23 protein-coding genes are annotated in these 25,625 nt (G+C 51.0%); 15 read left to right on the top strand and 8 right to left on the bottom strand.

Translation table 11 applies throughout. The features are described from left to right. Positions 1-91: 91 nt before the first annotated feature. A complete protein-coding gene (locus tag M975_RS17380) occupies positions 92-2,422 on the bottom strand; it encodes a Tex family protein (protein WP_064561157.1) in 2,331 nt (776 codons plus the stop codon). 119 nt (positions 2,423-2,541) lie between these two features. Continuing rightward, positions 2,542-3,015 carry a transcription elongation factor GreB gene (greB, locus tag M975_RS17375; RefSeq protein ID WP_064561156.1) on the bottom strand — a complete coding sequence of 158 codons (474 nt, stop codon included), beginning with the start codon at positions 3,013-3,015 and terminating at the stop codon, positions 2,542-2,544. Positions 3,016-3,252: 237 nt separating this feature from the next. On the opposite strand from greB, the gene ompR reads away from it, so the two are divergent. Together ompR and envZ are read left to right on the top strand one after the other, a co-directional pair. Further along, on the top strand, positions 3,253-3,972 hold the full coding sequence (gene ompR / locus M975_RS17370) for an osmolarity response regulator transcription factor OmpR (protein WP_001157751.1): 720 nt from the start codon (positions 3,253-3,255) through the stop codon (positions 3,970-3,972). Continuing rightward, on the top strand, positions 3,969-5,321 hold the full coding sequence (envZ, locus tag M975_RS17365; RefSeq protein WP_064561155.1) for a two-component system sensor histidine kinase EnvZ: 1,353 nt from the start codon (positions 3,969-3,971) through the stop codon (positions 5,319-5,321). Before ompR ends, envZ begins: the two co-directional genes overlap by 4 nt. A gap of 107 nt (positions 5,322-5,428) precedes the next feature. Here envZ and pckA read toward each other — a convergent pair whose 3' ends face one another. From pckA to M975_RS17340, 5 genes are all read right to left on the bottom strand, one after another. Continuing rightward, positions 5,429-7,048, bottom strand: a complete 1,620-nt coding sequence (gene pckA, locus M975_RS17360) for a phosphoenolpyruvate carboxykinase (ATP) (protein WP_064561154.1) — start codon at positions 7,046-7,048, stop codon at positions 5,429-5,431. A gap of 448 nt (positions 7,049-7,496) precedes the next feature. Next, complete coding sequence (hslO, locus tag M975_RS17355; protein ID WP_064561153.1) at positions 7,497-8,375, bottom strand: Hsp33 family molecular chaperone HslO; 879 nt, start codon at positions 8,373-8,375, stop codon at positions 7,497-7,499. A 91-nt stretch (positions 8,376-8,466) separates the two neighbouring features. Beyond that, positions 8,467-8,868 carry a ribosome-associated heat shock protein Hsp15 gene (hslR, locus tag M975_RS17350; RefSeq protein ID WP_064561152.1) on the bottom strand — a complete coding sequence of 134 codons (402 nt, stop codon included), beginning with the start codon at positions 8,866-8,868 and terminating at the stop codon, positions 8,467-8,469. Beyond that, the gene (yrfG, locus tag M975_RS17345; protein ID WP_064561151.1) at positions 8,868-9,548 is read right to left on the bottom strand and encodes a GMP/IMP nucleotidase; all 681 of its coding nucleotides are present in this window, start codon (positions 9,546-9,548) and stop codon (positions 8,868-8,870) included. Before yrfG ends, hslR begins: the two co-directional genes overlap by 1 nt. Before the next feature lie 60 nt (positions 9,549-9,608). Next, a complete protein-coding gene (locus M975_RS17340) occupies positions 9,609-11,750 on the bottom strand; it encodes an intracellular growth attenuator family protein (RefSeq protein ID WP_064561150.1) in 2,142 nt (713 codons plus the stop codon). Between the two features lie 365 nt (positions 11,751-12,115). Between M975_RS17340 and nudE the strand changes: the two genes are divergently transcribed. Further along, positions 12,116-12,676 carry an ADP compounds hydrolase NudE gene (gene nudE / locus M975_RS17335; protein ID WP_064561383.1) on the top strand — a complete coding sequence of 187 codons (561 nt, stop codon included), beginning with the start codon at positions 12,116-12,118 and terminating at the stop codon, positions 12,674-12,676. Between the two features lie 51 nt (positions 12,677-12,727). Here the strand turns inward: nudE and mrcA are convergent, their stop codons facing one another. After that, complete coding sequence (gene mrcA / locus M975_RS17330) at positions 12,728-15,280, bottom strand: peptidoglycan glycosyltransferase/peptidoglycan DD-transpeptidase MrcA (protein ID WP_064561149.1); 2,553 nt, start codon at positions 15,278-15,280, stop codon at positions 12,728-12,730. 119 nt (positions 15,281-15,399) lie between these two features. Here mrcA and pilM point away from each other — a divergent pair, with 119 nt between their 5' ends. From pilM to trpS, 12 genes are all read left to right on the top strand, one after another. Then, complete coding sequence (gene pilM / locus M975_RS17325) at positions 15,400-16,224, top strand: type IV pilus biogenesis protein PilM (RefSeq protein ID WP_064561148.1); 825 nt, start codon at positions 15,400-15,402, stop codon at positions 16,222-16,224. Further along, positions 16,221-16,775, top strand: coding sequence for a PilN domain-containing protein (locus M975_RS17320; protein ID WP_064561147.1), 555 nt, complete (start codon positions 16,221-16,223; stop codon positions 16,773-16,775). The genes pilM and M975_RS17320 overlap by 4 nt, the downstream gene beginning before the upstream one ends. Continuing rightward, entirely contained in the window at positions 16,759-17,226 is a 468-nt protein-coding gene (locus M975_RS17315; RefSeq protein WP_064561146.1) for a HofO family protein, read from the top strand. Before M975_RS17320 ends, M975_RS17315 begins: the two co-directional genes overlap by 17 nt. Then, on the top strand, positions 17,216-17,602 hold the full coding sequence (locus tag M975_RS22555; RefSeq protein WP_074388395.1) for a HofP DNA utilization family protein: 387 nt from the start codon (positions 17,216-17,218) through the stop codon (positions 17,600-17,602). Before M975_RS17315 ends, M975_RS22555 begins: the two co-directional genes overlap by 11 nt. After that, positions 17,541-18,788, top strand: a complete 1,248-nt coding sequence (pilQ, locus tag M975_RS17310; RefSeq protein ID WP_074388394.1) for a type IV pilus secretin PilQ — start codon at positions 17,541-17,543, stop codon at positions 18,786-18,788. Before M975_RS22555 ends, pilQ begins: the two co-directional genes overlap by 62 nt. Positions 18,789-19,107: 319 nt before the next feature. Beyond that, a complete protein-coding gene (aroK, locus tag M975_RS17305) occupies positions 19,108-19,629 on the top strand; it encodes a shikimate kinase AroK (protein ID WP_034460280.1) in 522 nt (173 codons plus the stop codon). A gap of 60 nt (positions 19,630-19,689) precedes the next feature. Further along, positions 19,690-20,778, top strand: coding sequence for a 3-dehydroquinate synthase (gene aroB / locus M975_RS17300; RefSeq protein WP_064561145.1), 1,089 nt, complete (start codon positions 19,690-19,692; stop codon positions 20,776-20,778). Positions 20,779-20,875: 97 nt separating this feature from the next. Next, positions 20,876-22,195 (top strand): cell division protein DamX, encoded by a 1,320-nt coding sequence (gene damX / locus M975_RS17295; protein ID WP_064561144.1) that lies wholly within the window; start codon positions 20,876-20,878, stop codon positions 22,193-22,195. Between the two features lie 64 nt (positions 22,196-22,259). After that, positions 22,260-23,078: an adenine-specific DNA-methyltransferase gene (gene dam, locus M975_RS17290; RefSeq protein ID WP_064561143.1), complete on the top strand. Its 819-nt coding sequence runs from the start codon at positions 22,260-22,262 to the stop codon at positions 23,076-23,078. Positions 23,079-23,123: 45 nt separating this feature from the next. Continuing rightward, the gene (rpe, locus tag M975_RS17285) at positions 23,124-23,801 is read left to right on the top strand and encodes a ribulose-phosphate 3-epimerase (RefSeq protein WP_064514313.1); all 678 of its coding nucleotides are present in this window, start codon (positions 23,124-23,126) and stop codon (positions 23,799-23,801) included. Then, entirely contained in the window at positions 23,794-24,495 is a 702-nt protein-coding gene (locus M975_RS17280; RefSeq protein ID WP_064561142.1) for a phosphoglycolate phosphatase, read from the top strand. Before rpe ends, M975_RS17280 begins: the two co-directional genes overlap by 8 nt. Positions 24,496-24,499: 4 nt before the next feature. After that, complete coding sequence (gene trpS, locus M975_RS17275) at positions 24,500-25,504, top strand: tryptophan--tRNA ligase (protein WP_064561141.1); 1,005 nt, start codon at positions 24,500-24,502, stop codon at positions 25,502-25,504. Positions 25,505-25,625 lie beyond the last annotated feature (121 nt).

The following is a 25,625-nucleotide window of genomic DNA, read 5'->3' as shown; positions in this document are numbered from 1 at the left end:
GGCAAATTGTGCTGAATTTTTCATTGCGGAAAGAAATGTGGGTTATTCCGCCCCCTCCTGATGAAAGGAGAGGGGGAATCAGCATCACGTGTTAACGTTTTTTACCCAATGCCGCAGCCAGTGCATCACTCATCGCACTGTTGCCTGCACTGCTACTGGCATTATCACGCCCGCGAGGTTTTTGCTGCTGTGCCGGGCGGCGTTCTGTTTGCTCACGCGGTGCGGAACCACGGCGGTTGGACTCGCCAGGCTGCTCATCAAGACGCATGGTTAACGCAATACGCTTACGCGCTAAATCCACTTCCATCACTTTCACTTTGACGATATCACCGGCTTTTACCACTTTGTGTGGGTCGTCGATGAACTTGTCGGAAAGCGACGAGATATGGACTAAGCCATCCTGATGCACGCCAATGTCTACAAACGCACCGAAGTTAGTCACGTTGGTGACAGCCCCTTCCAGCACCATGCCAGGCGTCAGGTCGTTCATGGTTTCAACGCCATCAGCAAACTTCGCCGTTTTGAACTCCGGGCGCGGGTCACGGCCTGGTTTTTCGAGCTCTTTGATGATGTCGGTCACTGTCGGCACACCAAAACGTTCGTCGGTGAAATCACGCGGACTCAGGCCACGCAATGCTTCACCGTTGCCCATCAATTCCTGTAGCGCCTGTTCGGTTGCAGCCAGAATGCGCTCTACAATTGGGTAGGCTTCCGGGTGAACGGTGGAGGCATCCAGCGGGTTATCACCGTGGTTAATACGCAAGAAGCCTGCGCATTGCTCGAAGGCTTTTGGCCCCAGCCGGCTCACTTTCAGCAACTGCTGGCGGTTCTGGAAACGGCCATTTTCATCACGCCAGTTAACGATGTTCTGCGCCATCATGCGCGTCAAACCTGCCACGCGAGTCAGTAACGGCACCGATGCGGTATTCAAGTCCACGCCAACGGCGTTTACACAGTCTTCGACGACCGCATCCAGCTTCTTCGCTAACTGTGACTGGCTCACATCGTGCTGATACTGGCCCACACCGATAGATTTCGGGTCGATTTTCACCAGCTCCGCCAGGGGATCTTGCAGGCGGCGAGCAATGGAAACCGCGCCGCGAATCGAGACATCCAGATCCGGGAATTCCAGCGCTGCCAGTTCAGATGCCGAATAAACCGATGCACCTGCTTCGCTGACAATCACTTTCTGCGCGGTGACTTTCGGGAATTGCTCTTGAACGTCGAGGAAGAAACGCTCGGTTTCGCGTGATGCAGTGCCGTTACCGATCGCTACAAGTTCGACGTTGTGCTTCTGACACAGCGCAGCGACGGCAACAGCCGCTTTCGCGGCCTGGCCGGTGTGTGGGTAAATGGTATCGGTGGCGACCAGTTTACCGGTTGAATCAACAACCGCGACTTTCACACCGGTACGCAGGCCTGGATCAAGGCCCATGGTAGCGCGCAGGCCAGCCGGAGCGGCCATCAGCAAATCATGCAGGTTGCGGGCGAAAACGTTGATCGCTTCGTCTTCGGCGCGTTCACGCACGGTACCCATCAGCTCGGTTTCGAGGTGCATCAGCACCTTGATGCGCCAGGTCCAACTCACCACGGCGCGACGCCAGGCGTCTGCCGGAGCATTGTTCAGGCGCAGGCCGAGATGGTCGATAATCAGTTGTTCACAGTAGCTTTCACGCGGTGGTTCGTCATGCTGTGGATCGGCATTCAGCGCAAGCTGTAAAATACCTTCGTTGCGGCCACGGAACATCGCGAGCGCGCGGTGTGAGGGAGCGGTAGCAATCGGTTCGTGATGGTCGAAGTAGTCACGGAATTTAGCGCCTTCCTCTTCTTTGCCAGCTACGACGTTGGCAACCAGATGCGCATTTTTCCACAGGTAGTTACGCACTTTTGCCAGCAATGCAGCGTCTTCGGCAAAGCGTTCCATCAGAATGTAACGTGCGCCATCGAGTGCGGCTTTGGTATCGGCAACGCCTTTATCGGCATCAACGTAGCTCGCTGCCGCTTCTTCCGGCGTGTGTGACGGGTCATTCCACAGCAGTTCGGCCAACGGTTCCAGACCGGCTTCGATAGCAATTTGCCCGCGCGTACGGCGCTTTTGCTTATACGGCAAATAGAGGTCTTCAAGCTCGGTTTTGCTCAGCGTGCCATTAATGGCTGATGCGAGTTCGTCGGTCAATTTACCCTGGTCGGTAATGGATTTCAGGATGGTCTGGCGGCGGTCTTCCAGCTCGCGCAGATAGCCAAGACGGGTTTCTAACTGACGCAGTTGCGTGTCATCCAGACCGCCGGTGACTTCCTTACGATAACGCGCAATAAATGGCACGGTATTCCCTTCGTCCAGCAGGCGAACGGCGGCATCAACCTGTTCGTTGCGGGCCTTTAGTTCGCTGGCAATAATGCGGCAGAGTGAATCATTCATCATGGTTTTTTCATCTGTTTGAGTCGAAATTATTGGGGATAGTTATACGGATTGGAGGGTGAAAATGCCAGCCACAGCGCCTGAGTGGTGATGAATCGGACAGTTCCGCAGCTGGCTTGTGCTTATTTCACATACTCGATTTCATTGACGTACCACTGCGCTTCACCGGCGGGCGTTTGCACGATGGCGAGGTCACCCACTTCTTTTTTCAGCAGGGCGCGCGCCATCGGCGAATCAATAGAAATGTAATCTCTGCGGCCAAAAATTTCGTCATAGCCCACAATGCGAAAACGCATCTGGTTTCCAGCGTCATTTTCAATTTCCACCCACGCGCCGAAGAACACTTTGCCTTCTTGTTGCGGTGAATAGTCGACAATCTTCAACTGTTCGAGGCATTTCGTGAGATAACGCACTCTACGATCTATTTCTCGCAGTCGTTTTTTGTTGTACTGGTAGTCGGCGTTTTCGCTGCGGTCGCCAAGACTTGCGGCCCAGGTGACCTTTTTTGTCACCTCCGGACGCTCTTCACGCCACAAGGTGTCCTTTTCTTGTTTAAGCTTTTCATAGCCCTCACGGGTAATTAATGGCGTTTTCATCGTCAGGCCTTGAATGGGTAGCACAATTAAAGGGGATTTAAACCTAATTATCAGGGTTATGGCAATCCTTGCGATTTGCGAACCAGGTCATTATTTTTAGTTAAAATGTGCCGATAACCATCTGTTTAATATGCTTTGTAACAATTTCGACTAGAATATATACCAGAATTGACTGGTCGTAACGCTCCAGTTTTTTAAGAATACGCACTCACTGTTCGTGCCTTTGGGAGTATAAGAATGCAAGAGAATTATAAGATTCTGGTCGTGGATGACGACATGCGCCTGCGTGCGCTGTTAGAACGTTATCTCACCGAACAAGGCTTCCAGGTCCGTAGCGTTGCTAACGCAGAACAGATGGATCGCCTGCTAACCCGTGAGTCCTTCCACCTGATGGTGCTTGATCTCATGCTACCAGGTGAAGATGGCTTGTCTATTTGTCGCCGTCTGCGCAGCCAAAGCAACCCAATGCCAATCATTATGGTCACCGCCAAAGGCGAAGAAGTTGACCGTATCGTTGGGCTGGAAATTGGCGCCGATGATTACATTCCAAAACCGTTCAATCCGCGCGAGCTGCTGGCGCGTATCCGTGCTGTTCTGCGCCGTCAGGCTAACGAACTGCCTGGTGCACCTTCTCAGGAAGAGGCGGTGATTGCCTTTGGTAAGTTTAAACTGAACCTCGGTACCCGTGAGATGTTCCGTGAAGATGAGCCTATGCCATTAACCAGCGGCGAGTTCGCAGTGCTGAAAGCACTGGTGAGCCACCCTCGTGAGCCATTATCACGCGATAAGCTGATGAACCTGGCCCGTGGCCGTGAATACAGTGCGATGGAACGTTCTATTGACGTGCAGATCTCCCGCCTGCGCCGTATGGTTGAAGAGGACCCTGCGCATCCACGCTATATCCAGACCGTATGGGGTCTGGGCTACGTATTCGTGCCGGACGGTTCCAAGGCATGAGGCGAGTCCGCTTCTCCCCCAGAAGCTCGTTTGCCCGCACATTGTTATTGATTGTCACCTTGCTGTTCGTCAGCCTGGTGACGACTTACCTTGTGGTGTTGAACTTCGCTATTCTGCCGAGTTTACAGCAGTTTAATAAGGTGCTGGCTTACGAAGTCCGTATGCTGATGACCGATAAACTGCAACTGGAAGACGGCACGCAACTGGTGGTTCCGCCTGCATTTCGGCGTGAAATCTACCGTGAGTTGGGAATCTCTTTGTATTCCAATGAAGCGGCGGAAGACGCGGGTTTGCGCTGGGCGCAGCATTACGAATTCCTCAGCCATCAAATGGCGCAGCAATTGGGTGGCCCAACCGAAGTTCGTGTTGAGGTTAACAAAAGCTCGCCGGTTGTCTGGCTGAAGACGTGGCTGTCGCCAAATATCTGGGTTCGTGTTCCGCTGACTGAAATTCACCAGGGCGATTTCTCGCCGCTGTTCCGCTACACGCTGGCGATAATGTTGCTGGCGATTGGTGGGGCTTGGCTGTTTATCCGTATTCAGAACCGACCCTTGGTTGACCTTGAACACGCTGCTTTGCAGGTCGGTAAGGGCATCATCCCTCCGCCGCTTCGTGAATATGGTGCGTCAGAGGTGCGCTCTGTTACCCGGGCATTCAACCATATGGCCGCTGGGGTGAAGCAACTGGCCGATGACCGCACGCTGCTAATGGCGGGCGTTAGCCACGATTTACGCACGCCACTGACTCGAATTCGTCTGGCAACAGAGATGATGAGTGAAGAAGATGGTTATCTGTCTGAATCGATTAACAAAGATATCGAAGAGTGTAATGCGATAATCGAGCAGTTCATCGATTACCTGCGTACCGGGCAAGAGATGCCACTGGAAACCGCCGATCTCAACACGGTGTTGGGGGAAGTGGTCGCAGCGGAAAGTGGTTATGAGCGGGAAATCGACACCGATTTGCAAGCCGGCGAATTGTTGGTGAACATCCACCCGTTATCCATTAAACGTGCCGCCGCCAATATGGTGGTGAACGCAGCGCGTTACGGAAATGGTTGGATTAAGGTCAGCAGTGGTGGCGAGTTAAACCGCGCCTGGTTCCAGGTGGAAGATGATGGTCCAGGGATTAAACCTGATCAGCTCAAACATCTGTTCCAGCCTTTTGTGCGTGGCGATAGTGCGCGAACCACCAGTGGCACCGGTCTGGGGCTGGCGATTGTGCAGCGTATTATCGACAACCATAACGGCCTGTTGGATATCGGCGTTAGTGAGCGGGGCGGTTTGCGGATAAGGGCTTATTTACCGTTGCCTGTGAATAGAACAGTGCAGCAGATAAAAGAAAGCTAAGTGATAAAAAAAGCGAACCTCCAGAGGTTCGCTTTTTTACTATTGAAAGTGCTTATTTGATAGTGCTTGCGCTAACCTACCTTACAAACTCATTCACCCTTCAAATCTTAAATCTTCGGCCCTGCACTCACCAGTGCTGCACCCGCAGGGGTATCGGTGTATTTCTCGAAGTTATCGATAAACAGCTTAGCCAGTTGCTCCGCTTTTTCCTGCCACTGTTCTGGTGAGGCGTAGGTATTACGCGGGTCCAGAATATTGTCGTCAACACCCGCTAACGCGGTTGGAACGGCAAGGCCAAACATGGGTAGTGTGAAGGTTTCGGTATCGTCCAGAGTCCCATCCAGAATCGCATCAATAATTGCACGCGTGTCTTTGATGGAGATACGTTTGCCGGTACCGTTCCAGCCCGTGTTAACCAGATAAGCCTGAGCACCCGAGGCTTGCATGCGTTTCACCAGCACTTCCGCGTACTGCGTTGGGTGCAAGGACAAGAATGCGGCGCCAAAACATGCGGAGAAGGTTGGCGTCGGCTCAGTCACGCCACGCTCAGTACCCGCCAATTTAGCGGTGAAGCCTGACAGGAAATGGTACTGCGTTTGGTTTGCGGTCAGACGTGAAACGGGCGGCAACACACCAAAGGCATCCGCGGTCAGGAAGATAACTTTATTGGCATGACCGGCTTTAGAAACTGGCTTAACGATGTTTTCAATATGGTAAATCGGATAGGAAACACGGGTGTTTTCGGTTTTTGAACCATCGTCAAAATCGATTGAGCCGTCTGCACGAACCGTGACGTTTTCCAGCAGCGCATCGCGGCGAATCGCATTGAAGATTTCCGGCTCTGCCTCCTGGGATAAACGAATGGTTTTCGCGTAGCAACCGCCTTCAAAGTTGAACACGCCGTCATCGTCCCATCCGTGTTCGTCATCGCCAATCAGGCGGCGCTTCGGATCGGTAGAAAGTGTGGTTTTGCCTGTGCCAGACAGACCAAAGAACACCGCAACATCGCCTTTTTCGCCGACGTTTGCCGAACAGTGCATGGAAGCAATGCCTTTAAGCGGCAGCAGGTAGTTCATGATTGAGAACATCCCTTTCTTCATTTCGCCACCGTACCAGGTGCCGCCAATCAGCTGCACACGCTCGGTAAGGTTAAACGCGATGAAGTTTTCAGAGTTCAAACCCTGCTCTTTCCATTGTGGGTTGGTGCATTTGGCGCCATTCATCACCACAAAATCGGCTTCGAAAGTTTCAAGCTCTTCTTCGGTTGGGCGGATGAACATGTTCTTAACGAAATGAGCCTGCCAGGCCACTTCGGTAATAAAACGCACCGACAGACGGGTGTCTGCATTCGCACCGCAGTATGCGTCAATAATAAAGAGGCGTTTGCCAGAGAGTTCGTGAGTGACCAGCCCTTTCAGGTGCTGCCAGGTTTCTTCACTCAGCGGTTTGTTGTCGTTTTTACCTTTGCCTTTATCTGCCCACCACAGGGTATCGCGCGTGGTGTCGTCACGGACAATGTATTTATCTTTTGGGGAACGGCCGGTAAATATGCCGGTATCAACAGCTACTGCACCAAGATTGGTTTCTACGCCACGCTCAAAACCTTCCAGGTTGGGGTTGAGTTCTTCGTGATACAGAGTGTCGTAATCCGGGTTGTAAACCACTTCACTTGTGTCATGAATTCCATAAGCCTCGAGATCTTGCGGGGTTATGCCTTTAACTCGCATTTCACTGCTCCTTAGCCAATTTGTACTGCCTGAGATTGTAGGGTTGTTTATTGGTTGTTAACCGCGACACCTATCATAGATTTGAGCATCCACTCGAATCCATATATACCCTTCGCCCTTCAAAATGCGGGGGTGTTGGCTGCTCTCATTTACCCGAATCACTTACTTGAGTAAGCTCATCGGGGTTCATTCGATTGCCGCCTACCTGCATTTTGAATAGCTTGGGTATAGCGGAAAACGCTGTGAAGCGAGTCACAACGGGGTGAGAGTATGGCAGGAAATGCTAGTACGGCAGGGAAAATATTCTGAATATGTTAAAAAATAGTGCGATTAACGGACGAGGTGTGACTGAGAGCGCACTTGTGTGCAAACTGTGAAATTGATTTAGTTCCGGACGGCCACAATCCAACCTTCTCCCTAAAAAAAGGAGAAGGTCAGAAGGGGAAAATCAATGAACTTGCGGATCTGCCGGGGAGGCGTTGTTGCGAATTTCTGCAATGTCCATGGAGTTGAACACGTAGTGGTTACCACAGTAATCACAGTTCATGTCGATTTCGCCTTCTTCTGCAAGAATGCTATTCACTTCTTCATCAGGCAGCGTTCTGAGCGCATCGGCACAGCGTTCACGAGAACAAGTACACTTAAATTCGACCGCTTGCGGATCGTAAAGTGTCACTTCTTCTTCGTGGTACAAACGCCACAACACGTCGTTGGCCGGTAAGGTCAGCAACTCTTCAGCTTTAATCGTTTCGGTCAGTGCCGTGAGGTGATTGAAATCATCAGCCTGAGCATCTTGTGCTGGCAGAACCTGCAACAGCATGCCGCCTGCCGCTGGTTTGCCTTCAACTTCGCCGGTGCGAATAAACAGACGCGTTGGGAGCTGCTCGGAACGTAAGAAGTAATCTTCCAGACATGCCGCCAGCGTATCGCCTTCAAGCCCAACAACACCCTGATAGCGTTCGCCTTGCGCAGGAGTGATGGTGATTACCAGGTAGCCATTGCCCACCAGGGTTTTCAGATCAGCATCCGCAGGGATTTCGCCTTTGAAGCGTGCAACACCGCGCATTTGCTGGTTGTTGTTACCGTTAATCACCGCAAGGCTCATTGGGCCATCACCCTGCAATTGCACAGTAATGTCGCCATCAAACTTGAGGGTTGCCGTCAGCAAACTGGTTGCGACCAGCAATTCACCGAGAATAGTTTTTACCGGAGCCGGGTAGTCATGGTTTTCCATGATTTGTTTCCAGGTCTCGGAAACCGTTACCAGTTCACCGCGTACGGCGAAGTTTTCAAACAAGTAACGATGCAGTTGGTCGTGTTGGGTCATAATTTTCTCTCATTCAGATGGCAACAATATCCTTCATCTTTCAAGTTGCAGATGCGTTAGCTGCCTTCCTGCATCTCGAAATCTATTGGGTCTATTCGTTGCCACCGTGTTTAAATTTCATCAAATCGCGACGCTCTTTTTTATCGGGGCGGCGGTCGGGGTGGGGCATCGTCAGCGCATTCATCTTGCGTGCCAGCGCCACTTTTTCCCGTTTGGTAATACTTTCATCTGTCTCTTCATAAAGCTGCGAGGCATCTGTTGCCGGGCGGCGCTGCTCGGTGACCGCCAGCACTTTGACGGTTTTCTCGTCATTGCCCTGGCGTAGTGTCAGCATGGCATTCAACTCAACAAGTTTACTTGGCTTGCTGCGCTGCCCGTTGTAATGCACTTTACCGCCTTCGACCATTTCCCGGGCAATAGCGCGCGTTTTATAGAAACGCGCAGCCCACAGCCATTTATCAAGACGTACACCGTCAGGCGATTTTTCTTTCATCACGACTCCTTAGAGATCAACTTCGGGAGTAGTCGGCGATAGTCGTTCAATGCCGGGTGGCGTTGATAGATTTTGTCGGCCTGCCCTGAATCGGGGTTGGTCACGCCCAGGCAATAGCGAATGCCAAACTTCGCGGCAGAATCCAGAATCGGTTCGCTATCGTCAATAAACAGCGTGCGCTCTGGCTCCAGGCCGGTATGTTCAGCAACGGCTTGCCACAACCGCTGATCTTCTTTCGGATAACCAAATGTGTGGGTGGAAAGTAATAAATCAAGGTGCTGGCCTAAACCGGTATGTTCAAGTTTGACGGCCAGATTATGTGGATGGGCATTCGTCAGTAAGATACGCCGCTTGCCGCAGTCCTTCAGGGCATTAAGGAACGGGACGGTATCTTCACGCAGCACGGCATTTGGCCCTTGCGTTGTGGTCATCGCACAAATATCCAACCCCAGACGCTCGCTCCAGTAATCCAGACAGTACCAGTTTAGCGTATGTTGCACGGCGTGATATTCGTGGGCGATTAGCCGGTGTGCTTCATCCAGTGGAATATTTCTTTGTTCACTGACGGTTTCTGGCACCAGTTTTTGCCAGAAGTGGCTATCGAATGCGAGATCCAGCAGCGTGCCGTCCATATCCAGCAATACGGTATCGACATCCTGCCAGGCAATATCAATATGCATAGATTTGGGCCTGATTAGAGGAAACTGCGCGACAGGTTAGCACAACCTGCCGCGTGAAGTTTAGAACAGCGGGCGTACAGAAGAGATAGCTGTGAGCGATGGATTCATACAATTATCATAGTACTGCTGGATTTGCGCCAGGCGACTGCGGCTACGGCGGTAGCGGCGAATCGCCAGCGCACCGTTAATCAGCAAGCAAACAATCATACTGATGAGCAACAAGGTGGTACTGATATACCGCCACAAGCTGCTGCTATCAGGGATTTTGTGCAACGTGACGTGTTGTGTGCCGTTGGCATCCTGACGAATACCGGTAATGATGCCTTCAGCGACAAACGGTGTTTTGAGCAGCATATCTGCCAGCCGTTGGAACTCGCTCCATTGATCTTGTGCCGGAATATCGTACAGCGGAACAGGAGGCAGCGGCTGGTCTACCAGGTCACTGCCTTCGTCATTGATAATCACATAACCTGCAGGTGCCGGGCTGTTGAGCGCCTGCGCAGCTCGCGCCGTTTCACGAATAAAGAACGGCGCTGTAGATGTCGTGACGAGATTATCAAGCGACTCAGCACTGACCGGGCGCAGCAGGACGTTTACACCTGTGAGCTTCCCGGAATCAGCCTTCCTGGTCAGCGCATCCCAGTCTTTGGTGTTTCCAAGATTCACCAGTGCATTTTTAAGACGGACACATTCATCGTCTGCGGTGCAAAGGGCCTGTGTCTTGAGAACAATGCCTGCAAAATCATCCAGCAACACCATCCCTGATTTCTGAATCGCGCTGCGTAATTGCGGGTTTACCTTTGAGTCTTCACTGGTCTGCGGATGAATTTGCCCGCTGACGGCCTGCGTCAACGCCAGGGCTTTATCCATGATCTCTGATTCCGGCACCGGCAATGATTGCGCGGTATTCCAGATGATTTGCGAGCAGTCGAATGGGGTAAACGGGTACGTCTGCCGCGTGGTGTAGTTGCCCGGCGTGTGGATATTACACATACCCGTACCGTTAACTTTCAGCGTGTCACCAACACGAAGCGTTGTTTTATCGAGGTCCGCAACGGTTGTTGCTTCAATAGTTTGTGCGCCTTTTAACCACGACATACTCAGTTTTAAAGGCATCTCCAGCGGTACCCAAATCGTCAGCATCAGCAGAACCAGCAGACTGCCTATGGCAATCACCAGATTGCGCACCCAATGCTGGATGGGGAAATTGCGCACTTCGTCATGCAGCGACAGGAAGCGCCCCTGGCGAAGTACATGCCGGTCGAGATAAATATCGATATCCGTTTTCTGGCCAAGATCCTGAGCGACATACTGCTGCCAGTGCGCCGGATAAATCAGGTCAATAATCCCTAACGAGATATTGTTTATCTGATCCTGATTAGATTCACCAAAAAGTCCCCAACGCTTTGGCGTGCCGCGTAAACAGTGGACTTCACGCAGTGCATTTTTGGCAGGAGGAGCAAACAGGCCCCACAGGCTGGCCGCAAGTAGCATAAATGCCCCGCCAACCAACCAGGGTAAAACGACGGGAGGGGTCACCAGACATAAAAATAGCATCACGAAGGCCACGCAGATGAGAATGGCTTCACGCAGCCCATCCGGGCGGCTGAGCGCATACTCTTCTGGTGTTTCCTGGCGGATATTCAGAAGCTCAATCTGTTCGCTTTCTTCACCACGAATGGATGCCTGACTATGAGGGGTTTGTTCAAGCGCGAAACCACGGTTTTCGCTGCTGTAATCAATAAGCGTATGCCCGTTAAGCGAGATAACCAGCGGCATGGTTTCAGTACGAATCAACTCAACGTAGTTGTCGTTGGTAATGTACTGTTCCCAGAATGGCGGAAGGTGAACCTCTACAGAATCAAGGTAATAGCGCCACTTATTAGGGTCATCAGTGGATAAGCCATAACGGGTGATTGAACGAGTCAGAGAAAGTGCGGTGTTGCTCAGCGCATTTAATACCAGTTTCGCCGGTGCAGCACTGGCACCAGAAGGCCCCACGATGTCTTGCGTACGCGCTAATGAATCAATGTAATTTTCAACGGCTGCACGTTCATCAGCGGTTAACTTACGGGAAGTGGCCCCACTGAATGATTGCGCTTGTGATATCCGAGCGCGTAACCGCAGGCTGCGCCAGATAAGCCACCCCGCAATTAAGATGCAGGCCAGCATAGCAGCTAAAAGAAGTAATAAGGTGCTCATGCTTTCCCCATCAAATACTCGTTTTCTTATTAAAAAGCAGCAGGTTGCACCCTAACAACAACCGGGTGTCTACCCAACAGACTCAAGGCTGCATCATTGTTGGGTATCAATAATTATCGGCAGGTACGGCCCCAATCTTGAGACATTTTTACGTATATACCCTGCTGTAACATAATGTTAGCAAAGCGACTTTACGAGAAATATCAGCAAATTCCTATTTCATTTAGTCTCTATTGACTTGCAGCCGATGCTTTGAAAAATCCCTTAAAGTTGCAAAAATGTAAATAATAACCAATGTCCGTTGCGTGAGATATGCGGCGTAACGCACAATGGAGTACCTGCATTTACTGTTAGCCCAGTTCACGATGAGCAAACCATTACAAAAACCGACCATTTTACATGTTGAAACCGTGGCCCGTTCACGGCTGTTTAATGTCGAAACGGTGGATCTGGAGTTCAGCAACGGCGTGCGCCGTGTTTATGAGCGCATGCGTCCGTCTGCGCGCGAAGCTGTAATGATAGTCCCTATCGTTGATAACCATTTGATTTTGATCCGTGAATACGCGGTTGGTACGGAATCTTATGAACTTGGTTTCTCGAAAGGGCTAATTGACCCCGGTGAGACTGTCTTTGAAGCTGCAAATCGCGAGCTAAAAGAAGAGGTTGGCTTCGGGGCGAATCAGCTGACATTCCTGAAAAAATTGACGATGGCACCGTCCTATTTCTCCAGCAAAATGAACATTGTTATTGCTGAAGATCTCTATCCAGAATCTCTGGAAGGTGACGAGCCGGAAGAGCTGCCACAAGTACGCTGGCCGCTGGAGTCTTTGTTGGGTTTACTCGATGAGGAAGATTTTAGCGAAGCGCGGAATGTGAGTGCGCTGTTCCTGGTACGCGAATGGCTAAAAGAAAAGGGTCGTTTGTGAACCCTTTCTGTAGCAGCCCGCTTCAAAGTGAAGCGGGCTTGTATCAAAGTCTTAGAACAGTTCGTGGCTCTCGCCATTATCAATAATCGTCGTACCCACTTCATGCACCGCCTGCTGCGTTGGTTGCGTGCCTTCGATAAAGTACTCAGCCCGGCTATTGCCGCCATTGGCTAACTGCCCGGTGCTGCGGTCTATATTGACTGTCACAATACCCGGTGGCGGTGTTAGCGGCTCTTCCGGCACACCTTCCAGAACGGCTTTCATGAAATCATCCCACGCGGGCTGAGCGCTCTTCGCGCCACCTTCATAGCCTGAAATTTGGTCCTTAATTGCGCCTGATGCGGATGTCCGGCCCAGATCGCGACGATGGTCGTCAAAACCAATCCACACTGACGTCACTACACCTGGCCCGTAACCTGAGAACCATGCGTCTTTTGAGCTGTTAGTAGTACCGGTTTTGCCACCAATATCATTACGTTTCAGGTCACGACCTGCACGCCAACCCGTACCTTGCCAGCCTGGTTCGCCGTAGATATTCGAGTTAAGCGCACTTTTAATCAGGAACGACAGTGGAGTGTTGATGACATGCGGTGCGTATTCTGGTGGGCTGCTTTGAGCAACCAGTTCGCTATTCGCCTGCTCAAGTTTTGGCATTGGCACACTCGCGTTCTGCTTTTCCTGAGACTGGGCAACGTCTTCAACATCCTGATTTTCCAGCACGTTAGATTTCTGCGTTTCGCCGTAAATCACCGGGATATCGCATTCCGGGCAAGCAACTTTCGGCTTCGCTTCAAAGATAGTGCCGCCTATTTCATTTTCAATTTTGGAAATGTAGTAAGGGTCAACCAGGAAGCCGCCGTTGGCCATCACTGAATAGCCACGCGCCACTTGCATCGGTGTGAATGATGCAGAGCCCAATGCCAGCGATTCGGTATGCACGATGTTTTGCGCAGGGAAGCCAAAGCGTTGCAGGTATTCAGCCGCGTAATCCACACCCATGGCGCGCATTGCTCGTACCATCACCACGTTTTTCGATTGACCCAGCCCCTGGCGCAATCTAATTGGGCCGGCATATTCTGGCGGTGAGTTTTTAGGACGCCAGTCGGAACCTGCGCCTGCATCCCAGCGAGAAATCGGCACATCGTTCAGCACGCTCGCAAGCGTCAGGCCTTTATCCATCGCTGCTGTATAGAGGAATGGTTTGATATTGGAACCAACCTGGCGTAACGCCTGGGTCGCACGGTTGAACTTGCTCTGGTTGAAATCAAAACCACCGACCAGCGCCACGATGGCACCATCATGAGGGTTGATGGAAACCAGTGCGGAGTTCACATCCGGGACCTGGCCGAGCCACCAGTTATCATCAACTTTACGCACCCAGATCTGCTGTCCCGCCTGCACGACGTCAGTCGTTTTGCGCGGAGTAGGGCCTTGCGCAGTGTCAGAACGGTACGGACGCGCCCAACGCATGCCGTCCATATTGAGAGAAACGGCGCTGCCGTCTGCCAACAATGCAGTGGCTTCATTGGTTGAGGCTTCAGTCACGACTGCAGGGAATAGTGGTCCGTAAACCGGAAGATTCTTCAACGAATCAACGATTTTGGTTTTATCCCACGCAGTCTCACCCACTTTCCACAGCACATTTGATGGTCCACGATAACCATGGCGCATGTCATAAGCCATGACGTTATTACGCACGGCTTGCTGTGCGGCCTGCTGAGTTTTCCGGGTGATGGTGGTGTAAACCTTGTATCCATCTTCGTAGGCTTTATCGCCGTACTTGGCAACCATATCCTGGCGTACCAGCTCAGACAGATAAGGTGCAGAGAACGCGATTTCCGGAGCGTGGTAGTTTGCATCAATCGGCTGATTACGCGCTTCGTCATACTGAGCTTGCGTAATGTAGTTTTCGCTCAACATGCGCGATAACACCACATTACGACGGGAAGTTGCGCGATCCAGAGAGTAAAGCGGGTTAAACGTTGACGGCGCTTTTGGCAAACCGGCAATCACCGCTATTTCACTCAGGCTGAGTTGATCAATCGACTTACCAAAATAGACTTGTGCTGCGGCACCCACACCATAAGCGCGGTAACCGAGATAAATCTTGTTGAGGTACAACTCGAGAATTTCATCTTTGGTAAGCAACTGCTCAATACGAATCGCCAGGAACACTTCTTTGATCTTACGCGTCAGCGTGCGTTCCGGGCTTAAGAAGAAGTTACGTGCCAGCTGTTGCGTGATGGTACTCGCGCCCTGAGAGGCATGACCAGAAAACAGCGCTACACTCGCAGCACGGAAAATCCCTACCGGATCAACACCATGGTGTTCGTAGAAGCGGCTGTCTTCCGTCGCAATAAACGCTTTCACCATCACAGGTGGAATTTGCTGAAGTGTCACCGGGATACGACGTTTCTCACCGTATTGGGCAATAAGTTCACCATCAGCGCTATAAACCTGCATTGGGATCTGGAGGCGCACGTCTTTAAGCGTGGCGACATCAGGCAACTGCGGTTCAATAAATTTGTAGAGCCCGAAGATCGAGCCTGCTCCCAGCAGAATGCAACACACTGCAAGGATGAATAAATACTTTACGAACTTCACCTTAAATTTCCCATAACGTTTCCATTGGGCAGTTTATAAACAACCGCGCGGTAGTATAAAGGCAAGCCAGTGGCATTGGTATGGCATTTTCCGTAACCAGCGATAAGGAGATCGTAAACATGATGTTCACAAACTGGCAAATTGGCCTGGATATTCAACATGAAAGCATTCGAGCTGTGGCTGTGCAGCGCCAACGGCAAGGCTGGCAACTGCGCCACTGGTGGTTTTTACCCTTGCCCGAAGAGACCTTTCGCGACGGGTTATTAATTAATGCGCAAGCACTCACTAAAGCGTTGGCTGAATGGCGAAAAGAGCTGCCCGTGCGCCACCAGTTGCGCGTCTCTTTTCCAACACACAGAACGCTCCAGCGCCCGGTTCCCACTCCTGACAAACGACTGAGCGAACCGGCCAGCGAAGCTTATATCGCCTCGGCAACAGCCCGGCAGATGCAGATGCCGGCGGCACAATTGTGTTGGGATTATTTAGCGTCACAAGATGTTGCAGACACGCATTTGATAGTCGCTGCGCGCCAGGCAGATGTCGCAGCGTTGCTGAAAAGCCTTGCTGCGGTAAATCTGTATCCTGCGACATTAACCCCGGGAGCCAGTGCATTACCGGCGCTTATTGCCCCCTGTCATTTGGAAAAGTACCAATATTTGGTACATCACGAGCTTCGCCATTGGGTATGGGCTTCGACCGAGGCTAGCCCCCGATGGGGGTGGGCTGACACCCAACTAGTGCCAACGATTTCAGATTTTTGCCAACTGCTTAAAACCGAACCGCAACGGGTTGCATTGAGCCATACACAACCCGAGCCCTTCCCTGAAGGTGTTTTTCCCCTGGATGCCTGGCGGGCGCTTTCACGTTTGCAGCCTCCATTACCGCTACATGGCGGTGTCTATACCATCGCAATCGGTCTTGCCATCGGTAGGGTATCGAGATGACACCGCTGATAAATTTACTCCCCTGGCGTAAAACGCTGCGCCAGCAGCGTGTACGCCGATGGAGCACGCTTTTCTGCTCGATATTGCTGCTTATGCCGTTACTGGTCGCCAGTGTGCAACAGCTATCAGCATGGCAAATTCAACAGTTGCAGGGGCATAAAAAACACCTGGCAAGCACACAAACCGCATTGCAGCGTCTGTCTCAGCAGCGATTGGCTTTACAAGAGCAGAGCAAAAAATGGCGGCTTATTCAGCAGGCTCGCGAGGCCCGGCAGCATGCCATCCAGATATGGGAAACGCGATTAATTCAACTTGCTACTTTTAAGCCTGTTGGAGCCTGGTTTTCTTCGTTATCACTGCAAAAAGGGCAATTTTTAATTAAGGGACACGCCACTGATATGGAAGATATTCAGCGGCTGGAAAAAGAACTGGCGCAACTTGATGGAGTTTCAGTTGTACGGGCCGGAGCGGTGCAGCATGAAACCCAGGGCGGATATGGCTTTGTTTTCACCTTAACCCTGACCGAGGTGGCGAATGTCCTGGATAATTGAACGCTGGTTTCGTGGGCCGTGTTGGGTACGCGTTGTATCGCTCGCCATCTTTATCGGTCTGGTCGTGAGCATGGCGTGGCTGTTCCTGATGCGACCGCAGCAATCCTTGCGGCAGCAGTTAGAAAGGGATAACCAGCAGGCAAGTCAGAAAGTGGCTGAATTGCGACGGAAAATCCCTCCGCTTATAAAGCCTGTGCCGATGCTTTTGCCTGCGCAGCCTCCCGTATTTTCGGTGACGGAATTTGTTGGGAAGTCAGGCGGGAAATTGCTGAAGTGGCAGCCCGATAATAAGCAGGGGGACCTGGAGATGCTTGTGCCGTGGGAAAAGTTGCCGGGGCTATTTGCCCGTCTTGCGGAATATCGTGTTGTGACCAGCAACGCTTTTACCCTCACCAGCCAGGGTGAATTACTCAAACTGGTGCTGGCAATGGAGTTTGATGATGAGCCGTAACATTGGCTGGGCCATATTGCTGGTTATCTTCCCGGCGCGGGCAATGCCCCCAAACCCCTTTTTGCCGCAAATATCACCTTGTGAAAAACTAAGTGGGCAGCTTGCTTCCTGGGTTTTGCAGGGAGTGGTCAGCTCTCCTGCCAGCAACATTGCTTTGATGTTCAACTCACAAGGAAAAAGCCTGCGAATCAAGACAGATAGTGAGCTTTTACCTGGCGTGCATATTGAAAACGTAGCGCCTGGGTTGGTGTCTGCGCGTCTTGACTCCACTTGCCAGCCCTCTTCTTATCGTTGGGAAATAAAAGGAAAAACAGATGCCATGGATTCGGGTATTACTTCTGGTGTTGCTTCTACCATTCAAAAGCCAGGCAGATAAAGGCATTTCTCTGGTGCTTGATAACGCACCGGTTACTCAGGTTTTGCAGGCATTGGCTGAAAGCGAAAACGTTAACCTGATGATTGCACCAGGTGTGGAGGGGGCGTTGTCTCTTAATTTGGTTAATGTCCCCTGGAAACAGGCATTCCAGCTTGTGTTGAACACCGCTGAACTCAGCCAAAAACGAGAAGGCAATGTGATACAGGTTTTGCCAAGAGCCCGGCTGCGTGAACAGCAGGCGCAGGCCGTAGAACAACGCAAGCAGCAAGCACTTGATCAACCACTGCTCTATAAAGTTTTTGCCCCTCATTACGCTGATGTTGAAGATTTATCTGCGGCATTAAAGGCTGGCGGTAATAAGCTATTGAGTGCCCAGGGGAATATTACTGCTGATAAACGCACTAACCGGTTGATTGTGCGTGATAACAAAACAGTGCTCAAACAGATCGCTGACTGGGTAACTGAAATGGACTTGCCCATTGGGCAAGTGGAAATCGCAGCCCATATTGTCACTATCAACCAGGATAAGTTGCGTGAGCTTGGTGTGAAATGGTCCACTGAAGAGCAAGTTGGGGAGCGTAAACTCCACCAGACCACTGGTATTTCAGCCGATCTCTCAGTCAATAATGCTTCAACAAAAGTCGGGTTTAACATTGCTCGCATTGATGGCCGAATGCTGGAGCTTGAATTGTCTGCCCTGGAACAACAGCAACAACTGGAAATTATCGCCAGCCCTCGCTTGATGGCGGCGCATCAACAGCCGGCCAGCATCAAACAAGGCACCGAAATACCGTATACGGTTTCCAGTGGCGAAAGCGGGGCGACAGCAATCGAATTTAAAGAAGCGGTTTTGGGGATGGAAGTGACGCCAACTATTCAGGCTGATGGTAATATCCGTTTAAAATTGCACATTAGCCAAAATATGCCGGGTCGTAGTATTCAGCAATCTGATGGTGAAGTCCTGGCGATAGATGAACAAGAGATAGAAACTGTTGTTGCGGTGAAAAATGGTGAAACTCTTGCCCTTGGCGGGATCTTCCAGCAACACAATACTGACAGTAGCGACAGTGTGCCTTTTCTTGGTTCAATACCCATGGTGGGTAGTCTGTTTCGTCATGATGCAAAAAATCATCAGCGCCGTGAATTAGTGGTATTTATTACCCCTCGGCTTATCCCGGTTTCGTAGTATTTTCATTCTTCATCATACAGTTTTTCTTTGAAACGGTGCCCAGGTGTTTGACGGCAGAGAGGAATTAGCTTACAAGGTGTACCGTTTCGAGAGGCTGGTTGCTCAAGTCTTGTGACAGATAACCCTGATTTATGCATTTTCTTCTTCATAAGAAGGCTGGGGAATATAATCGGTTGCCAAACCACCTTGAGTATTGAGATAATTTTCAGTCTGACTCTCGCACTATCGCTTATGAGGTTTCAGTTCATGTCCCGCTGCACCTGGTTTTAACAGGGCGGGTTTATCATCAACGAATTGTCTTAGTAGTACCGAAAAAATGGCAGAGAAACGCAATATCTTTCTGGTTGGGCCTATGGGTGCCGGCAAAAGCACTATTGGGCGTCAGTTAGCTCAGCAACTCAATATGGAATTTTTCGATTCTGATCAAGAGATTGAGAAACGTACCGGAGCTGATGTGGGCTGGGTATTCGACGTTGAAGGCGAAGACGGCTTCCGCGATCGCGAAGAAAAAATCATCAACGAACTCACTGAAAAACAGGGCATTGTGCTGGCAACTGGCGGCGGTTCTGTGAAATCTCGTGAGACCCGTAACCGTCTCTCCGCCCGTGGAGTTGTGGTGTATCTTGAAACCACAATTGAAAAACAGCTCGCCCGTACACAGCGTGATAAAAAACGCCCACTACTGCAAGTTGAGACTCCACCGCGTGAAGTTCTTGAAGCCTTAGCTCAGGAACGCAATCCTCTTTATGAAGAGATTGCTGATGTGACGATTCGCACTGACGACCAAAGTGCCAAAGTGGTTGCTAACCAGATTATTAATATGTTGGAAAGCAACTGATTCTGGCTTAATCGAAAAAAACGCCTGCGGGCTAAGCAACATCAAGGTGGACTTCGCGTTATGGAGAGGTTAACAGTCACTCTCGGGGAACGTAGTTACCCTATCACCATTGCTGCTGGGTTATTTAGTGACTCGGCATCTTTTGGGCCGCTGAAAGCTGGCGACCAAACGATGCTGGTGACCAATGAAACCCTGGCGCCGCTCTACCTGGATAAGGTGCGTGGCGTGCTGGAGCAAGCGGGCGTTAAAGTCGATTCCGTCATCCTTCCGGATGGCGAACAATTCAAGAGTCTCGCTGTATTAGACACTGTCTTTACTGCGTTGCTTGAAAAGCCACATGGTCGTGATACGACACTCATTGCCCTGGGCGGTGGTGTCGTCGGCGACCTGACGGGCTTTGCCGCGGCGAGTTATCAACGCGGCGTGCGCTTTATTCAAGTTCCAACCACTTTGCTTTCGCAAGTGGACTCTTCTGTTGGTGGTAAAACAGCCGTAAACCACCCCCTCGGTAAAAATATGATTGGCGCGTTCTACCAACCTGCTTCGGTAGTGGTGGATCTCGACTGTCTGAATACTTTACCTGCGCGGGAGTTGGCATCCGGTCTGGCAGAAGTCATCAAGTACGGAATTATTCTCGACGGCGATTTCTTCAATTGGCTTGAAGACAACCTGGATGCATTGCTTGCGCTCGATGGTAAAGCACTGGCCTGGTGTATTCGTCGTTGTTGTGAGCTGAAAGCAGAAGTTGTTGCCGCTGACGAGCGCGAAAGTGGCTTACGTGCTTTACTGAATTTGGGTCACACCTTTGGTCACGCCATAGAAGCAGAAATGGGCTATGGCAACTGGCTACATGGTGAAGCTGTTTCCGCTGGTATGGTTATGGCGGCACGAACAGCTCAGCGTTTGGGTAACTTCAGTGAGGCCGATGTGCAGCGCGTGATTAAATTGCTGCAACGTGCCGGGCTGCCAGTTACCGGGCCGAAAGAAATGTCAGCCGCCGCGTATATGCCCCACATGATGCGTGACAAAAAAGTTTTGGCTGGTGAGCTGCGCTTAGTGCTGCCTCTGGCAATCGGGAAGAGTGAAATGCGTGGCGGAGTGCCACACGATATCGTTTTGTCCGCCATTGCTGATTGTCAGCAGGCTTAATTATTAGAAATTTCGGTCGCTGAAGTCAGGCGATTTTTAACTTCGGGTTATGTGCTGAGTTTGAATTGCTGGCACAGGCCTTTGAGTGGGGTGTTAAATGGATGAATTTAAACCGGAAGACGAACTGAAACCCGATCCTAGCGATCGTCGTTCAGGCCGTAGCCGCAAAGCTGATGAGCGCGAAAATGAGCCGCAGATCAATGTCGATGATGTTGAATTAGATGCCGATGAGCCTCGTCCAGCGCGTTCCCGTCGTACTCGTGACGAAGAAGAGTATGAAAACGACGACGATCTGCAAGTTGATGCAGAAGAACGTCGCCCGGCACGTACCCGTAAAAAATCCGCTAAACAAAAAGTTCCGGTTTCCCGCCAGCACTTGATGATGGGCATTGGTATTCTTGTACTGTTGCTTTTAATCATTGGGATTGGTTCGGCCCTGAAAGCCCCTTCTACTGATACTGAAACAGCGAATAGCAATCCGAACGCTGAAAAGAATATCGACTTGTCCGGTTCTGCTGCTGACCAGGCCAACGGCGCGCAACCACAACCTGGTTCAACGTCTGCTGCTAATCAGACAGAAACCGCAGGCAATCCACAAGAAGTTACTCTTCCTGCCATTTCTTCCACGCCGACTGATGCGCAGTCTCAACCTGCACCACAGGGTCAACAGCGTGTAGAAGTTCCAGGGGATCTGAACAATGCGCTGACTCAGCAATCGGGTCAGATTGACAATGCAGTTACCAGCTCTACGCTGCCAACCGCACCAGCCACCGTGGCGGCAGTTGCAGGCAGCAATGGCGCAACAACGGCACCACGTCCGGTTGCGAAAGCAGAGCCAGTGAAACCTGCAGCGCCACGTCAGGAACGCAAAACGGCTGTCATTGAACCACAACACAAAGCTCAACCGGCTAAGCAACAGCCTGCCGTGAAAAGCACAGTAACAGAGCCAAAACCTGTTGCTACTGCAAAACGCAGCGAACCTGTCACAGCGCCAGTGCAGACTGCACCAGCTAAAGCGCCTGTTACTGCCGCAGCTCCGCAGCAAACTGCAGCTGCACCGCAAGCAACAGCAACAACATCAGCACCTAAAGCGACAGCAGCACCGGTTACAGCTGCAACTGGCGCGGTAGCGGGTGATGCTGGGGCAATCAAAGGTGCACCGGGTAGCCATTACACCCTGCAGCTTAGCTCTTCTTCAAACTCAGCAAACCTGAATGCATGGGCGAAGAAAGAGAATCTGCAGCACTATATGGTTTACCAGACTGTGCGTAATGGTCAGCCGTGGTATGTTCTGGTTAGCGGCATCTACGCTAACAAAGATGAGGCAAAACGTGCCGTTGCGACATTGCCAGCTGATGTGCAAGCCAAGAACCCATGGGCAAAACCTATCCATCAGGTTCAGTCTGATCTGAAGTGATGAACAAGCGCAGCCGCTGTTGGAACCTTTCCACAGCAGGAAAAGGTGTAAATAGTTAGGCAGCATGAAAAAAAATCGCGCTTTTCTGAAATGGGCGGGGGGGAAATACCCCCTGCTCGAAGACATTAAAAAGTATCTGCCGAAAGGCGATTGTCTGATTGAGCCGTTCGTCGGCGCCGGCTCAGTCTTTCTGAATACTGATTACTCCCGCTATATCCTCGCAGATATTAATAGCGATCTGATTAACCTCTATAACATCGTTAAAACCCGCACGGATGAGTACGTTCAGGAGTCTCGTAAACTCTTTACTGCCGAGCAAAACGATGAGCAGATGTTCTATCTCAATCGTACCGAATTTAACCAGTGCAAAGATGAGTTTCGCCGTGCACTGCTGTTTTTATATCTGAACCGCCATTGTTACAACGGCCTTTGTCGTTATAACCTACGTGGTGAATTCAATGTCCCGTTTGGCCGCTATATCAAACCCTACTTCCCTGAAGAAGAGTTGTATCATTTTGCCGAACGAGCTCAGAACGCCACATTCTTATGTCAGTCTTATGATGTCAGCATGGCGGATGTCAGTGCAGGGTCTGTTGTCTATTGCGATCCTCCCTACGCGCCTTTGTCGGCAACGGCTAATTTTACGGCGTATCACACCGATAGCTTTAACGCTGTGCAGCAGCAACATCTCGCGCAGTTAGCTGAAAATTTGCAAGGAAATCACATTCCGGTGCTGATTTCTAACCATGATACGGAACTCACCCGGTTGTGGTATCACCAGGCGAAACTGCATGTCGTGCAGGTGCGTCGCAGCATTAGCCGTAATGGTGGAACGCGTAACAAGGTGGACGAACTGCTGGCGCTGTATAAAGTCGGTGCCTGAGCCGTTTCGTCCGCAGACGTTAATGATTTGCTATTGGAGAAGCGGATGAAACAGTTTTTGATTGCCCCCTCAATCCTCTCAGCCGACTTTGCCCGTTTGGGTGAAGACACGGCTGCGGTGCTGGCTGCTGGTGCGGATGTCGTCCATTTCGATGTTATGGATAACCATTACGTTCCTAACCTCACTATTGGTCCGATGGTGTTAAAAGCCCTGCGTGACTACGGTATTACTGCCCCTATTGATGTGCATCTGATGGTGAAGCCCGTTGACCGTATCATTCCGGATTTCGCTGCGGCTGGCGCCAACATCATTACCTTCCACCCTGAAGCGTCAGAGCATGTTGACCGTTCCCTGCAACTGATCAAAGAGCACGGCTGCAAAGCAGGCCTGGTGTTTAACCCAGCGACATCGTTGAGTTGGCTTGATCACGTCATGGATAAACTCGATGTGATTTTGCTGATGTCCGTTAACCCAGGTTTTGGTGGCCAATCATTTATTCCACATACGCTGGAAAAACTGCGTCAGGTGCGTGAGCGCATTGACGCTTCTGGCTATGATATTCGTCTGGAAGTAGACGGCGGCGTGAAAGTCGACAATATCGCTGAAATTGCTGCGGCAGGTGCTGATATGTTTGTTGCCGGTTCGGCAATTTTCAATCAGCCAGACTACAAAGCCGTTATTGAACGTATGCGTAGTGAGTTAGCAAAGGTAAGTCATGGATAAGTTAAGTAAAATTCGCGGTATCGCCTTTGATTTAGACGGTACCCTGGTCGATACCGCACTGGGTCTGACGCAGGCAATGGACCAGGCTCTGTATGCACTGGAGTTGCCGACGGCGGGTGAAGACAACGTTGAAAAGTGGATCGGTAACGGTGCTGATGTGTTGGTTAAGCGCGCACTGACCTGGGCGCTGAAAGGTGAAGAACCTGAAGCCGACCAATGCCTTATCGCGCGTAAACTGTTTGACGCCTACTATGCGCAAGCAGCGGAAGAGGGCAGTTTCTTATTCCCGGAAGTCGCGAATACATTGTCTGTTTTGGCTGAAAAAGGCCTGCCGATGGGACTGGTAACTAACAAGCCAACACCGTTTGTGTTACCGATGCTGGAAAGATTAGGCATTGCGCAGTACTTCAAAGTCATTATTGGTGGTGATGATGTGGAAAATAAAAAACCGCATCCTGAAGCGCTGCATAAAGTGATGGAAGAGCTGAACCTTAGCGCGGAAGAACTGCTTTTTGTTGGCGATTCCCGCAACGATATTCTCGCGGCGCAAGCGGCTGGATGCTGTTCCATTGGCCTGACTTACGGTTATAACTACGGTGAGTCCATCGAGTTGAGCAAACCCGATTACGTGTTTGACCACTTCAACGATTTATTGCCCGCGTTAGGGCTCTCTAACAAAGAACATCAGGAATAAGAACATGAGTAAGCCCATCGTCTTTAGTGGCGCACAGCCATCAGGTGAATTGACCATTGGTAACTACATGGGTGCGCTGCGTCAGTGGGTCAACATGCAAGATGATTACCACTGCATTTACTGCATCGTTGATCTGCACGCGATCACTGCGCGTCAGGATGCGACACAGTTGCGCAGCCGCACTCTCGACACGCTGGCACTGTATCTGGCTTGTGGTATCGACCCGGCTAAAAGCACCATCTTTGTACAGTCTCACGTGCCAGAACATGCACAGCTGGGCTGGGCGCTGAACTGCTACACCTATTTTGGTGAGCTGAGCCGTATGACTCAGTTTAAAGATAAGTCTTCTCGTTATTCCGAGAACATCAATGCTGGCCTGTTTGACTACCCGGTATTGATGGCAGCAGATATTTTGCTGTACCAGACCAACCTTGTGCCGGTCGGTGACGATCAGAAACAGCACTTGGAACTGAGCCGTGATATCGCCGCACGTTTCAATGCGCTGTATGGCGACGTGTTTAAAGTGCCAGAACCGTTTATCCCGAAATCAGGCGCTCGCGTGATGTCTCTGCTTGAGCCGACCAAGAAAATGTCTAAATCAGACGATAACCGTAATAACGTTATCGGCCTGCTGGAAGACCCGAAATCGGTCGTGAAGAAAATCAAACGTGCAGTCACTGACTCTGACGAGCCACCTGTTGTGCGTTACGATCCGGTGAATAAAGCAGGCGTATCCAACATGTTGGATATTCTGGCGGGTGTGACGGGTAAATCTATCCCTGAGCTTGAACAGCAGTTTGAAGGCAAAATGTATGGTCACCTGAAAGGCGACGTTGCCGAGGCAGTATCTGGCATGTTGACCGAATTGCAGGAGCGTTATCACCGTTTCCGTAACGATGAAGCTTACTTGCAGCAAGTGATGAAAGACGGTGCTGAGAAGGCGAGTTCACATGCCAGCGTCACGCTGAAAAAGGTCTATGAAGTGATTGGGTTTGTTGCTCACCCTTAATTTTTAACACAACCCTTATCCTAACCTTCTCCCTGAGGGAGAAGGGATTGATCGGTTTTCTCCCTCTTCTGGGGGAGAGGGCCGGGGTGAGGGCGACCCCTCCCAATCATTCTCCGCTAAA

It is taken from the genome of Buttiauxella brennerae ATCC 51605, from assembly GCF_001654925.1.
Lineage (GTDB): Bacteria > Pseudomonadota > Gammaproteobacteria > Enterobacterales > Enterobacteriaceae > Buttiauxella > Buttiauxella brennerae.
This window is presented reverse-complemented; position numbering and strand designations above follow the sequence as displayed.